Source organism: Arthrobacter sp. PvP103, assembly GCF_017833075.1.
Lineage (GTDB): Bacteria > Actinomycetota > Actinomycetes > Actinomycetales > Micrococcaceae > Arthrobacter.
Genome location: NZ_JAFIBQ010000001.1, coordinates 2,283,415 through 2,296,884, shown reverse-complemented (window position 1 = coordinate 2,296,884; position 13,470 = coordinate 2,283,415). Strand labels below are relative to the sequence as shown.

13 protein-coding genes are annotated in these 13,470 nt (G+C 65.9%); 8 read left to right on the top strand and 5 right to left on the bottom strand.

Features of this window, described 5'->3' with window-relative positions; genetic code table 11:
• Positions 1 to 36: 36 nt before the first annotated feature.
• Entirely contained in the window at positions 37 to 342 is a 306-nt protein-coding gene (locus JOE41_RS10505) for a hypothetical protein (protein WP_209752306.1), read from the top strand.
• Entirely contained in the window at positions 342 to 1,769 is a 1,428-nt protein-coding gene (locus tag JOE41_RS10500) for a hypothetical protein (RefSeq protein ID WP_209752305.1), read from the top strand. The genes JOE41_RS10505 and JOE41_RS10500 overlap by 1 nt, the downstream gene beginning before the upstream one ends.
• A gap of 30 nt (positions 1,770 to 1,799) precedes the next feature.
• Here the strand turns inward: JOE41_RS10500 and JOE41_RS10495 are convergent, their stop codons facing one another.
• The gene (locus JOE41_RS10495; RefSeq protein WP_209752304.1) at positions 1,800 to 2,225 is read right to left on the bottom strand and encodes a phage holin family protein; all 426 of its coding nucleotides are present in this window, start codon (positions 2,223 to 2,225) and stop codon (positions 1,800 to 1,802) included.
• Positions 2,226 to 2,285: 60 nt separating this feature from the next.
• Between JOE41_RS10495 and JOE41_RS10490 the strand changes: the two genes are divergently transcribed.
• From JOE41_RS10490 to JOE41_RS10475, 4 genes are all read left to right on the top strand, one after another.
• Complete coding sequence (locus JOE41_RS10490; protein ID WP_011693852.1) at positions 2,286 to 3,404, top strand: histidinol-phosphate transaminase; 1,119 nt, start codon at positions 2,286 to 2,288, stop codon at positions 3,402 to 3,404.
• A 149-nt stretch (positions 3,405 to 3,553) separates the two neighbouring features.
• Positions 3,554 to 4,801, top strand: a complete 1,248-nt coding sequence (gene pdhA, locus JOE41_RS10485; protein ID WP_209752303.1) for a pyruvate dehydrogenase (acetyl-transferring) E1 component subunit alpha — start codon at positions 3,554 to 3,556, stop codon at positions 4,799 to 4,801.
• Positions 4,798 to 5,778, top strand: a complete 981-nt coding sequence (locus JOE41_RS10480; protein ID WP_209752302.1) for an alpha-ketoacid dehydrogenase subunit beta — start codon at positions 4,798 to 4,800, stop codon at positions 5,776 to 5,778. The genes pdhA and JOE41_RS10480 overlap by 4 nt, the downstream gene beginning before the upstream one ends.
• A 53-nt stretch (positions 5,779 to 5,831) precedes the next feature.
• Positions 5,832 to 7,415: a dihydrolipoamide acetyltransferase family protein gene (locus tag JOE41_RS10475; RefSeq protein ID WP_209752301.1), complete on the top strand. Its 1,584-nt coding sequence runs from the start codon at positions 5,832 to 5,834 to the stop codon at positions 7,413 to 7,415.
• Positions 7,416 to 7,518: 103 nt separating this feature from the next.
• On the opposite strand, the gene JOE41_RS10470 is transcribed toward JOE41_RS10475, so the two are convergent.
• A complete protein-coding gene (locus JOE41_RS10470) occupies positions 7,519 to 7,899 on the bottom strand; it encodes a hypothetical protein (RefSeq protein WP_011693848.1) in 381 nt (126 codons plus the stop codon).
• Between the two features lie 187 nt (positions 7,900 to 8,086).
• Here JOE41_RS10470 and JOE41_RS10465 point away from each other — a divergent pair, with 187 nt between their 5' ends.
• The gene (locus tag JOE41_RS10465; protein WP_209752300.1) at positions 8,087 to 9,679 is read left to right on the top strand and encodes an AMP-binding protein; all 1,593 of its coding nucleotides are present in this window, start codon (positions 8,087 to 8,089) and stop codon (positions 9,677 to 9,679) included.
• Between the two features lie 6 nt (positions 9,680 to 9,685).
• Here JOE41_RS10465 and JOE41_RS10460 read toward each other — a convergent pair whose 3' ends face one another.
• Together JOE41_RS10460 and JOE41_RS10455 are read right to left on the bottom strand one after the other, a co-directional pair.
• Positions 9,686 to 10,117 (bottom strand): universal stress protein, encoded by a 432-nt coding sequence (locus JOE41_RS10460; RefSeq protein WP_011693846.1) that lies wholly within the window; start codon positions 10,115 to 10,117, stop codon positions 9,686 to 9,688.
• Between the two features lie 67 nt (positions 10,118 to 10,184).
• Positions 10,185 to 11,480 (bottom strand): PLP-dependent aminotransferase family protein, encoded by a 1,296-nt coding sequence (locus JOE41_RS10455; RefSeq protein ID WP_043431205.1) that lies wholly within the window; start codon positions 11,478 to 11,480, stop codon positions 10,185 to 10,187.
• A 122-nt stretch (positions 11,481 to 11,602) separates the two neighbouring features.
• Here JOE41_RS10455 and JOE41_RS10450 point away from each other — a divergent pair, with 122 nt between their 5' ends.
• Complete coding sequence (locus JOE41_RS10450) at positions 11,603 to 12,448, top strand: isocitrate lyase/phosphoenolpyruvate mutase family protein (RefSeq protein ID WP_209752299.1); 846 nt, start codon at positions 11,603 to 11,605, stop codon at positions 12,446 to 12,448.
• Positions 12,449 to 12,492: 44 nt separating this feature from the next.
• On the opposite strand, the gene JOE41_RS10445 is transcribed toward JOE41_RS10450, so the two are convergent.
• Entirely contained in the window at positions 12,493 to 13,338 is an 846-nt protein-coding gene (locus JOE41_RS10445) for a GerMN domain-containing protein (protein ID WP_245200693.1), read from the bottom strand.
• Positions 13,339 to 13,470 lie beyond the last annotated feature (132 nt).

The following is a 13,470-nucleotide window of genomic DNA, read 5'->3' as shown; positions in this document are numbered from 1 at the left end:
GACCATGGGGAACGACAAAAGTCAGGGGACAAGGGAATGAGCGGCAGCATCACTGCAGCGGATGCCAACACCTGCGGTTCGCGAAGCTTTGAGGTGCAGCAGCTGGCCTGGCGCGTCGCGGGCTTTGCGCACCGCCTCGATACGTCGATGCTCGCCTTCCGCCGGGTTCAACTCTCGGAGTGGCAGTCGCCGGCCGGCGAGGCGTACCGCACCGCCATCTCGCTGCAGGCGGCCGCGCTGAGTCGCGCACGGGAGCGGCTGATGGCGGCCTATGAAGCTGTCCTCCGCCACTCACAGCAGGTTTCTGTCTCATCCCAGCGGACGCCCGGCGGAGGGTACTGATGGCAGAGGCCACGCCCTCAGGAAGCGGCGGACAGCTACCACCGCTGGAGCCGGCAACGGACCGCAGCATGCGGATCCGCGGCGGAGTCGGAGGAATCAGCTTTCAACTGGAAGAGCTTATGGCCGGTGTGGCTGAACTTGACGGCATGGCTGACGAACTCGCTGCGGTTGAGATCGGGGTCCGGCGGATCTGGGAAGAACTGTGTCCCTACGAGAACGATCCCCGAACAAGCGGCACGGCCGCACTGATTGCGGTGGGTGAAGGGGGCCAGGCAGTCCGCGCCGTCAGGGAAGAACTCCAACACCTCAGCAGCCAGGTCCGGGCGAGCCGCCGGGACTACGAAACGGCAGAGTCATTGGCCGCCGCGGGGGTCCGCATGCCGGACGACGGCTGGGGCTTCCTGCCTGCGCTCTATCTGGACCTGAAGACCACGTTTGTGCCGAGCCGCGACGCTGCCGAGGCGCTCGCGGCGCCTTTGTCACTCGCACTGATGATAGGAATTTCCCCTGCGGAGCTGGCTCGCGCGTTGGCAGCCGAGGTTGCAGCAGGCCGGGGTTTCCTGGCCATTGGCCCGTTGATGCGGAGGCTGGCGGAGGGCACGCTTCCCTTCCTCAAGCCGCGTCCCGTCACGGCCGTCGAGGAACTCACCCGGGATGTGGTCGTGGACACCTCGCCCGCCGGCCTCCTCGCCAGGCTTCGCGAACTTGACGCTGAGGGCCACGGAAAGATCGAGGTGGTGCAAGTGGAGGCGGACGGCCGAAAAGCGTATATCGTCATCATCCCGGGAACCCAGCCCGGGGATCCGGCAGGGGGTTCGAACCCGCTGGATGAGGCCGGGATTGCCGAGGCCCTGGGCTATGGCTCGGAATACCTGAATGCTGCCGTGCTGTCGGCATTGCACCAGGCCGGTGCAGTCAAAGGGGATCAGGTAGTGGCTGTGGGCTACAGCCAGGGCGGGGCACATGCCATGAACCTCAGCAGTGACAAGGCGTTCCTCGCCGAATTCGACCTGAAGTATGTGCTGACGGCCGGTTCACCGGTGGGCGCGATTTCGCCGGCACCGGGAATCACGTCCCTCCACCTCGAACATCGCCAGGATTGGGTTCCCGGTAGTGACGGAACTCCTAACCCGGACACCAGGGAAAGGGTCACCGTCACGCTGACCGACAGGGTGTTCAGGCCGCCGGGTTTTGATCTCAACCTGGGGCCGGGCCACAACATTGGCAACTACGAGGAGGGCGCCAAGGCAGTGTCGGCCAGCAAAGACCCGTCCCTGGTCGCGAACACGGCGGTCCTCGCTGGCGTTGTTGGCGCGGGAGGGGCAGGGACCGCCACCCGCTTTGCCGTAAACCGGGAACCGAAGGCCCCGACGGCGCGCCAGCAGGACAGGCCGCTCCAAGGGGCAGCCAGGTGGGTCGGCCGCTAGGCGGGCAGGTGCTGGGGCGCGCTAGCCCGCTTAGCGCCGGACGCCGGTGATCCTGCCCGCAACGAGGGAGACCACCGTGATGATGATGGCAGCCAGCACGGCAGTCCAGAAGAAGGAGTCAATGGTGAAGTGGACGGGGGTGTAGCTGCTCAGCCAGGACGTCAGGAACAGCATGGCGGCGTTAATGACGATCGTGAACAGGCCCAGCGTCAGGATGGTGATCGGCAGGGACAGCAGGCTGACGATCGGCCGTACCAGTGCATTGACCAGGCCGAAGATCAGGCCAATGAAAAGGTAGGCAAGAATTACACCAAGCGGATCCGTTCCCTGTGTGACACCACCATGGGCAACGGCTTCCGTCGTTGCGGTGGTGGAGATATCCAGGCCGGGCAGGATCCAGCTCGCGATCCCGAGAGCCAAGCCGTTGATGAGAACCCGCAAGATGAAAGAGAACATGGCCCCATGCTTTCATACGGCGCAGGAAAGCGGCAGGACCGGAGAAGTAGGCTAGTTGGCATGACTTCACCAGAGAACCCCGCCGGGGGAATCAGGCCCCGTCCGGTCGTGGACAGGCTGCCCCGCTATGCCGCCGGCAAGCCCCCGGCCGCCGTCGAGGGCCTTGCCAGCTACAAACTGTCCTCGAACGAGAACCCGCTTCCGCCCCTGCCTGCAGTGCTGCAGGCCATCGCGGACCAGACGGACTTCAACCGCTACCCGGATCCGCTCAGCAGCAAGCTCCGGGGGGCGCTTGCGGAATTCCTGCAGGTCCCTTCCGAAGACATTGTCACCGGTGCTGGCAGCCTCGGCGCCCTGAACCAGCTCCTGGTGACCTTCGCCGGGCAGAACGACGACGGCAAAGCCGATGAAGTCATCTACGCCTGGCGGTCCTTTGAGGCCTACCCCATCTGCGTCGGGCTCGCCGGGGCTGAGAGCGTGCGGATCCCGCTGACGCCCGACGGCCGCCACGATCTCGACGCCATGGCAGCAGCCGTCACCGCGCGCACCAAAGTCATCCTGCTGTGCACCCCCAACAACCCCACCGGGCCCATCCTTGAAGCCGAAGAAACCGAACGGTTCATCCGCTCGGTCCCTTCGGACGTGGTCATCGTCATCGACGAGGCCTACCAGGAGTTCGTTCGCGCGGAGCACGCCGTGAACGGGATCGAGATGTACCGCAAGTACCCGAACGTGGTGGTCCTGCGGACATTCTCCAAGGCCCACGGCCTGGCCGGGCTTCGTGTGGGGTACAGCGTCTCCAACCCGGACCTTACCCAGCACCTCCGGGTCGCCGCCACGCCGTTCGCCGTATCCCAGATCGCCGAGCGCGCAGCCGTCACGTCCCTGCAGAACTTCAGCCAGGTTGTAGAAAGGGTACAAAGGCTGGTGGATGAGCGTGACCGCGTCACGGCCGGGTTGCGAGAGCTCGGCTGGTTCGTGCCGGACGCCCAGGGCAACTTCGTGTGGCTCGATCTGGGCGAAAACAGTGCGGACTTCGCAGCACTGGCGGGAGAACGTGCCCTGTCCGTGCGGGCGTTCGGCAATGAAGGCGTCCGGGTGAGTATCGGCGAGGAGGAAGCGAACACCCGTTTCCTCAAACTCTGTGCAGACTATACAAAGCCGCCACGGAGTTCCTAGCGCTTAACATAACGCCCCGCGTCCGCCTACTGCGGATAAAGTAAGGGACAGTAAGCCAATATATATGCCACATCTGGAATCTATTCCGGATGCGGCATATATCCCAGCGAGATTGCGACGCATTCAAGTGCGGCAAGCAAGGAGACGGTATGGGCGCCACACATCTGCCCGCTACCGAGTTCGACGGAACCGGGGTAGACGACCAGCTCGAGGCGGAAGCCGAGGCCGTACTGGGTGAACCTCCCACCCGAATGGTCCAGCTCCTGGGGCCGGACGGCACCTTGGGCGAGGACCCGGTCTTCTCCGCCTATGCCAACCGGCTCGACGCTGAAAAGCTGCGCGGGTTCTACGCGGACATGGCAGCCATCCGGCGGTTCGACCAGGAGGCAACCGCGCTCCAGCGCCAAGGGCAGCTGGCCCTGTGGGTGCCCCTGACCGGCCAGGAGGCCGCCCAGATCGGATCCGGACGGGCCAGCCGGCCGCAGGATTACATCTTCCCCACGTACCGCGAGCACGGGGTCGCCCTGACCCGCAACGTTGACCTGGCCGAGCTGCTGCGCCAGTTCCGCGGTGTGTCCAATGGCGGCTGGAACCCCAAAGACACCAACTTCCACCTTTACACCCTGGTCCTCGCGGCGCAGACTCCGCATGCCGTTGGCTACGCCATGGGTATCCAGCGGGACCAGAAGCTTGCGGCCGCCAACGCCACCCCGGACCAGCCGCAGGAACCGAAGGCCGCCGTCATGGTGTACTTCGGCGACGGAGCCAGCTCTGAAGGCGACGTGCACGAGTCCATGGTTTTCGCCTCTTCGTACAACGCGCCGGTGGTCTTTTTCTGCCAGAACAACCACTGGGCCATCTCGGTGCCCAGCACCGTGCAAACCCGGGTCCCCCTCGCCGACCGCGCCAAAGGATACGGTTTCCCCGGCATCCGGGTGGACGGCAATGACGTCATCGCAGTGCATGCCGTCACGGAGTGGGCTTTGGAACGGGCCCGTGAAGGAAAGAGCCCGGTGCTGATCGAGGCCTTTACGTACCGGGTCGGCGCCCACACCACGGCGGACGATCCCACCAAGTACCGCGGCTCCGATGAAGAGGCGCAATGGCGTGCGAAGGACCCCCTCGAACGGCTGGAGAAGTACCTCCGGGCCGAGGGTATGGCTGATGACGCCTTTTTCGCCACGGTCAAGGCCGACGGCGACGAACTCGCCGCCTATGTCCGCAAGACGACCCACGACCTCGAAACCCCGGACATCCGGACGGCATTCGCGAACACTTACGCCGAGGCCCACCCGCTGGTGGCCGAAGAGCTGGCCTGGTTCGAGGAGTACAGCGCGGGCTTCGCTGACGAAGCAAGTACAGACGAGGCAGACAAAGACGGGGCAGCCAACCGATGACCACCATGACCATCGCCAAGGCCATCAACGAGGGCCTGCGCGCGACGCTGAACAACAACCCCCGCACGCTGCTCATGGGCGAGGACATCGGCCCGCTCGGCGGCGTCTACCGCGTCACTGACGGGCTGATCGGCGAATTCGGCGCCGACCGCGTCGTGGACACCCCGCTGGCCGAATCCGGAATCATCGGAACCGCGATCGGACTTGCCCTCAGCGGCTACCTGCCGGTCTGCGAGATCCAGTTCGACGGCTTCGTTTTTCCGGGCTTCAACCAGATCACCACCCAGCTGGCCAAGATGCATGCCCGCAGCAACGGAAACCTCACCGTGCCGGTGGTCATCCGCATCCCGTACGGCGGCGGCATCGGCTCGATTGAACATCACTCCGAGTCCCCGGAGGCGCTGTTCGCCCACACGGCCGGCCTGCGCATCATCACCCCTTCCAACGCGCATGACGCCTACTGGATGATCCAGCAGGCGGTCGACTGCCAGGACCCGGTTATCGTCTTTGAGCCGAAGCGGCGCTACTGGCTCAAGGGTGACGTAGACACGGAGTCGCCCGGCGCTTCGGCGGATCCGTTCACGGCCCACGTGCTGCGCGAGGGCGCCGACGCCACCGTGGTCGCTTACGGTCCGCTGGTCCCGGTGGCACTCGCTGCGGCCAGTGCCGCTGCCGAGGACGGCCACAGCGTTGAAGTGATCGACCTCCGGTCCATCTCGCCCATTGACTTCGACACCGTTACCGAGTCCGTCAAGAAGACGGGACGCCTGATCGTGGCCCATGAGGCACCGACGTTCGGTGGCATCGGCGGCGAAATCGCGGCCCGTGTGAGCGAGCGTGCGTTCCTGTCCCTCGAAGCGCCGGTGATCCGTGTTGGCGGCTTCCACATGCCCTACCCCGTGGCCAAGGTGGAAGAGGACTACCTGCCGGACATCGACCGCATCCTCGAGGCGCTGGACCGCGCCCTTGCCTACTGACAACTGCGTCCTGAAGATTGCCTGCTGACGACGCCTTCCAAACCGAGGACCCCATGACTGTAAACAAGTTCAACCTCCCCGATGTGGGCGAAGGGCTGACCGAGGCCGAGATCGTTTCGTGGAACGTCAAGCCCGGTGACAGCGTCGCGATCAATGACATCCTGTGCGAAATCGAAACGGCAAAGTCCCTCGTGGAACTCCCTTCGCCGTTTGCGGGGACGGTCACCGAACTGCTCGTTCCCGTGGGGGTCACGGTCGACGTCGGCACTCCGATCATCAGCGTGAGCGACGCCGTGTCCGGCGACCCCACGCCTGCGGATGCGCCTGTTCCGGTGGCCCCCGCAGCTGCAGCACAGACGCCCGCAGCTCCCACCGCGAACGCCCCGATGTACGGGAAACTCTTCGAGGATCACGACGAGCAAGACAGCGGGACGCCAGGCGCGCAGGCTGTTCCCGCCTCCGGCAAGGCCGTAGGTCCCCTGGTGGGCTCGGGTCCCAAGGCCGACGCCGTCAAACGCCGCCCGCGCAAGGCGTCGCCGTCCGCGGCGGTACTGCCGGCACCGGCCGAGGCCACCTCGCCGGTAGTTGAGCCCGCCCCTTTGGCCGAGCCGGTCGAAACCCAAGGCATCTGGATCAACGCCGGCGCAGCTTCCGCCTCCGGCACCCCCGACACCGCGGGGGTTCCCGAAGAAGCTTCCGGGCGTCCCACCCTCGGCGGTACCATCAGCGGCCTGGTCAACCGGGTCCTGGCGAAGCCTCCGGTGCGCAAGATTGCCCGCGACCTCGGGATCGACCTCGCAGACGTTGTCGCCACCGGCGCGCGTGGCGAAGTCACCCGGGAGGACCTGGTGAGCTACCAGGCCCAGCGCGACGCCGAGGTGGACAAGGCGGACACCTTCTGGGGCAAGTCCGGCCGGCCCCAGGACCAGCGGATCGAGCGGATTCCCGTCAAGGGTGTCCGCAAGGCCACGGCCAAGGCGATGGTGGAGTCCGCGTTCGCCGCACCGCACGTGAGCATCTTCGTGGACGTCGACGCCAGCCGCACCATGGAGTTCGTCAAGCGGCTCAAGGTGTCGCGTGACTTCGAAGGCATCAAGGTCTCCCCGCTGCTGATCCTGGCCAAGGCAGTGATCTGGGCCGCCGCCCGCAACCCCAGCGTCAACGCCACGTGGGTGGACAGCGCCGACGGCAGCGACACGGCCGAGATCCACGTCAAGCACTTTATGAACCTGGGCATCGCAGCGGCAACCCCGCGCGGCCTGATGGTGCCGAACATCAAGAACGCACAGGACCTATCGCTCAAGGAACTGGCTCTGGCACTCAACGACCTGGCCACCACTGCCCGCGCCGGCAAGACCCGGCCCGCGCAGATGCAGGGCGGCACCCTGACGGTCACCAACATCGGTGCCCTGGGCATCGACACCGGCACCCCGATCATCAATCCCGGCGAGGTGGCCATCGTGGCGTTTGGCACCATCAAGCAGAAGCCGTGGGTCCTGGACGGCGAAGTCATCCCGCGTTGGATCACCACCCTGGGCGGTTCATTCGACCACCGGGTGGTGGACGGGGACCTCTCGGCGCGCTTCATGGCGGACGTCGCGGCAATCCTTGAGGAGCCTGCCCTCCTGCTGGACTAGGACGCATCGGACTGGATGAGGGCGTCCCGGACGGGAATCGCCAAGAACGAAGGAACCCCGCCGCTGGAAAATTCAGCGGCGGGGTTCCTTCGTGCCAGGCGGCCTAGTAGGCGGGGTAGTTCGCGAGCATCTGGGCCAGGGCCGGATCGGACGTCAGTCCGCTCAGGGCTACAGCCGCTGCGATCATCGCGCCGGAGAAGCCGGTGACGCACGCAGTGACCACCGCAAAGAACTTCCAGTCATCGCGCATGACGCTTCGGATGGTCTCCGGAAGATTCAGGCCGGGAGCGATCAGGTTGGGGGCGGTGTCCGTGGAACCGTCGTCGAGGAACGCGATCACCCGGTCATTGGCGCGGTCCACACGCATGGTGCTGATGTGGTTCCCGTGGCGGGCAAGAAGGATGTCGTGCCCTACTAGCTGGCGGCGCTGAAGCGTAAGAATGATGTTCCCCTGAGGTCGACGGTACTCGGATGTCCGCACCATCGAGCACCTTCCAATTTTATCGCTGTAAACCGCGTGATTCCGCCGAAAATCGGGTGAGGCTGCCCACCAGGGAGAGTGACGCCGGTCAAGCCGGGGACGCTGCATCCTTGACATGCCGAACTAGAGTTGCACCAGCTGCCGCCGGAAATTACCGCCAGCTGCTGGAGCGGATCAAAGGAGATGTTGCGTGTTCTCAAGCCCCTTTTCGGATGTTGTCATCCCGGACCAAAGCGTTTATGAGTACCTCTTCGGGGGTCTCACGGAAGCGGATCTGGACCGGACCGCCGTCGTAGACGGCAGCAGCGGCGCGGAAACCTCCTACCGCCAGTTGCTGGAACAGATCGACGCCGTGGCGGGAGCAGTCTCCGCACAGGGACTAGGTCCGCACGGGGTTGCCGCAATCCTCTGCCCCAACGTCCCGGCGTTCGCTGCCGTCTTCCACGGCCTGCTCCGGGCCGGCGCCACCATCACCACCATTAACTCGCTCTATACCGCCGATGAAATCACGCTTCAGCTGCAGGACGCCGCTGCAACGTGGCTGTTCACGGTGTCCGCCCTGCTTCCGGGTGCCGTGCAGGCGGCCGAGCGTGCCGGGATCCCGGCGGACCGGCTCGTGGTGCTCGACGGCGCCCCGGGTCACCCCTCGCTGAAGGACCTGCTCACCGCCGGAGCGCCGGTACCTGCCGTTTCCTTCGACCCGGCCACCCATGTGGCCGTGCTGCCGTACTCCTCCGGTACCACCGGGCGGCCCAAAGGCGTGAAGCTCAGCCACCGCAACCTCGTGGCCAACGTGGAACAGTCCCGCGGGCTTCTGAAGGTGAAGCCGCAGGACCGGCTTCTTGCCCTGCTGCCGTTCTTTCACATCTACGGGCTTACTGTCCTGTTGAACCTCGCACTGCGGGAACGGGCCTGCCTGGTCACCATGCCCCGGTTCGACCTCGCCGAGTTCCTGCGCACCATCCAGGACCACAAATGCACGTACCTGTTCATCGCGCCGCCGGTGGCCGTGGCGTTGTCCAAACACCCGCTCGTTGCGGAGTACGATCTCAGCACCGTCCACACCACGCTGTCCGGTGCCGCGCCGCTCGACGGGGAACTCGGCGCCACGCTCGCCGAACGCCTCCATTGCCGTGTGCTGCAGGGTTACGGGATGACGGAGATGAGTCCTGTGTCGCACCTGATCCCGGTGGATGCGCCGGACGTTCCGGTGAGCTCGGTGGGCTTCACGGTGCCCAACATGGAATGCCGGCTGGTGGACCCTGCCACAGGCGAGGACATCGACATCCCGGCGGAGGGAACCAGTGCCCCGGGCCACCTGCTGTGCCGGGGACCGAATGTCATGCTTGGATACCTCAACCGTCCGGAGGAAACGGCCGACACCCTGGACCCGGACGGTTTCCTGCACACCGGTGACATCGCGACAGTCCGGGCCGACGGTGTGGTGACCATCGTGGACCGGCTGAAGGAACTCATCAAATACAAGGGATACCAGATCGCACCGGCCGAACTTGAGGCGCTGCTGCTGTCGCACCCGGGCATCGCCGATGCCGCCGTGATTGGGACACCCGACGCCGACGGCCAGGAAGTGCCGATGGCCTTCGTCGTGCGTCAGCCGGGCGGGGAAGGGGAAGCGCTCGATGAAGACGGCGTCATCGACTTCGTGGCCTCCCGGGTGGCACCCTTCAAGAAGATCCGCCGGGTGGAGTTCATCGAGGCCGTGCCCAAGTCCGCCTCCGGGAAGATTCTTCGCAGGATGCTCAAGACGGCCCAGTCGGCCTGAGAAGCGCTAGTCGGCCACGTCAGTCTTGGCGATGTAGACGTCGCACGGGGCGTTGTGCGCCACGCTGTTGGCGACGCTGCCCAGGACCCGGCCGAGCCCGCGCATCCGGCGGTTGCCCACCACGATCATGCGGGCGTCGAAACGCTCGGCTTCCTTGATCAGGGCTTCCGCCGGTTTGCCCCGTGCCGCTGAGTAAGTGACCTTCAGTTCGCCCGTGCTCAACCGGGTGGCAACGTCTTTGGCCACCTTTTCGGCGTCCCCTGCGTCGGACACAATCCAGCGGTCGCTGCCGCTGCCGTAGACCTCTGTGCGGTCACTGTCAAAGGCCGTGACCACATGGAGGGTCGCGCCCAGTGACGCGGCCAGGCCCTGTGCTGTTTCTGCGGCCCGCATTGCGGTCTCGCTGCCGTCAACACCGACAACAATAATTCCGGTCATGCTCCTGCTCCTAAGGGATCGGTCAGCCTAATGAAAAATGCCCAGCTGCATGCAGTGATGCTTCAGGCTACAGCGCCGCGACGGCGTCCCGCAGTACCGGCGCGAGCCGCCGTACGCCCTCGGCAATGGTCTCGGGCGGAACCGCACTAAAGGCGAGGCGCAGTTTGTTGGACGGTTCGTCCGAATGCGTGAATGCCGCTCCCGGAATGAACACCACGCCGGCGTCGATCGCCTTGCGCAGCAGCGGGTACGTGTCCACGCCCTCGGGCAGCGTTACCCAGACGAAGAAGCCGCCCTCGGGCCGGGTCCAGCTGAGCCCCTCCGGCATGTACTCCTCCAAGGCGGCGAGCATCGCCTGGCAGCGCTCGGCGTAGAGCCCACGATAGGTTTCGATCTGCCCTTTCCAGTCGTAGTCACGCAGATAGGCGGAGACCAGCATCTGGTTCAGCGTCGACGGGCAAAGGGTCACGGCCTCGGACGCCAGGTAATAGCGGCGCTGGAGGTGTGCCGGCACCAAGGCCCAGCCAATCCGCAGCCCCGGGGCAAAGATCTTGGAGAACGAGCCCATGTAGATGACGTCGTCGGGATTGGCCGCCCGCAGCGGGGCGAGGGGCTTGCCGTCGAAGCGGAGGAGTCCGTAGGGGTTGTCCTCCAGCACCAGGATATTCGCCTTGCGGCATATATCCACGATCTCCTGCCGCCGCTCCACCGCCAGGGTGATGCCGGAGGGGTTGTTGAAGTTGGGGATGGTGTAGAGGAATTTGATGTTCTTCCCGGCGGTCTGCAGGGCGGCGATCCGGGCTTCGAGGAGGTCCGGCACCAGGCCGTGCTCGTCCATAGGGACGGTGGCCACCTCCACCTGGTAGGCCTCAAACGTGTTCAGGGCGCCCACGTAGGTGGGGTCCTCCACCAGGACCACATCCCCGGGGTTGCAGAACACCTTCGTGGCCACGTCCTGGGCAGACTGGGAACCGGCAGTGATCACCACGTTCCTGGGATCCGCGTCGAGGATTCCCTCGGCCGCCATCACCTCGCAGATCTGCGTGCGGAGCTCTTCCGTCCCCTGGCCGTTGCCGTACTGGAGCGCCGTCAGGCCCTGTTCGCTGATGATCTTCGCTGCCGTCTGGCCGAGCCGTTCGAGCGGCAGGGACTGCAGGTAGGGGCTGCCGCCGGCTAGTGACACCAGGCCCGGGCGGAGCGAGATGTCAAAGACGTCGCGGACGGCGGACTGCTTGATATTGGCTGCGCGCTCCGAGAAAAGTTCATCGTGGCGGTGGGCGGACGTTGCCGCGCGTTCGATTGCGTCAATGGCTTCGGCCGGCAGGACATCGGCAGCGGCGGCGTCGAGTGTTTCGTGGGTCACATTCACAGGATACAGCCATATGTTGTCAATTAGGCAACGTTTGTTGATAGAAAATCCGGTTCAGTTCCCGGCGCGGTCACGGAATGCTTTACCTTGGGCGACGCAGGGCATGGAATGGACCCATGACATCGCACAGTCGCTCGGGATCCCCTGCCGCCGTCTTCCACGCACTCCACGACGGCGCGGCGCCGCTGGTCCTGGTGAATGTCTGGGACGTGGCGTCCGCCCGTCTGGTGGAGGAGGCAGGGGCGGCGGCACTGGCCACGTCCAGTTCCGCCCTGTCATGGAGCCTGGGCTTTCCGGACGGGAACCATCTTCCGCGCGAGCTGGCCGTTGCGGCCCTTCGCCGCATCGCTGCCTCCACGGAACTGCCCGTTACCGCGGACATCGAATCCGGGTACGCGGACACAGGGGGCACGTTTGACGACGGGGAGCTGCGGGAAACCATCCGCAGTGTCCTGGCCGCCGGGGCCGTCGGTATCAACTTGGAGGACTCCGGCGACGAGCCGCTGACTGACGTGGGAGAACAGGCGCGCCGGATCGCCGTCGTCCGCCGCGCGGCGGAGGAAGCGGGCGTAGACCTGTTCATCAACGCCCGCACCGACACATACCTGTCCGGCAGGTTTGCGGACAGCGCCTTTACGGAAACCCTTCGGCGTGCGGATGCATACCTGGCCGCAGGGGCCAACGGAATCTTCGTGCCCGGAGTGCAGGACCTGCACGTGCTCCATGATCTGTCCCGGCGGATCGCCGGGCCCCTGAATGCGCTCGCCGGCCTGGGTGCGCCCTCCGTGGGGGAACTGCACGACGCCGGGGTCCGCCGGATCAGCATCGGCGGCAACACCGCGAAGGCTGCGTACGCCACCGTCTCCAGGGTGGCCGGCGACGTGCTCGGGGACGGCAACTGGTCCGAACTGGCCGGCGCCCGCAGCCACGAGGCCATGGATGAACTATTTCGGCGGAGCTAACTGCCCTGCCCCTTCGGAGGTCCCAATTTGCCGCAGCCTCCTGCTCACCGGAGGCTTAGGACGTCCGTCAGCCGCTGTCCGTCCACGTAGATTTCCGCACGCGCCGCGCCGACGGCAGACACGGCCGTGTGCGTGAGCTGGGCTTCGAGGCGGGGGAGGTCGCAAACGCCGCCGGGCCGGATGGTTCCGGTCAGGTTCACCACCACCGTGGTGCCGTCGAAGTAGGCGGAAACGTAGTCCAGCGCGGAATTATGCAGGGAGTTGTACAACCCGTCCGGGGAGTCGCCGCCGCCCAGCAGGACACCGAAGGCGGCCCGGAGCGGTTCCTCCGCTGCGGCGGTGCTGTGGAAGACGGCCACCAGGCTGTCGTTGCAGCCGAACCGCACGCCGGTGCTCCCGCCGTCGTCCAATGCCACGAAGTACACCGGCGTTCCGCCGGCGAGACCGCTTCGCGGCACCGCCTGGCCGGCCGCGCCAGATTCCTTCGGAGCTGCCAGGCTGCCGGATCCGGAGGCGCCCGGGCCGCCTGACGCTGCAGTGGCGGGCACGGTGCCGCCGGTTGTGGATACGGCGGTGGCGCCGTCGACGGCCGCGGCGCCGTTGATGCCTGCCTGCGGGATGATGCTGCCGCCCGTCATGGGTTTAGCCGCCGGGATGGAAACTGCAATGTCCGGTCCGGAGGGGGCGGATGCCGGGAGTGTGGCGGTTGTTGTTGTTGTTGCGGCGCCAGGGAACGGCGGCGGGAGAGGTTGCGGTTCCGGCACGCTGCCCGGCTGGGCGGTTGTACCTGCCAGGGACGCCGCAGGGGGCAGCGAGCAGGATCCGAGCCACAGCGGAAGTATCAACGCGGCGGCCGCCGCAGCTGCCCGGACCCCAGGCGTGACCATCATGAAGGCACCGCACTTCCAGCTCTCGCACGTCCCCGTCTCCACGTTACGGCGGTGCAACTGTGTACGGAATATGTGCTGAGTGACGGTTCTGCGTCAGCTCCATCACGGAATGGTGACGCAAAACGCCCCCGG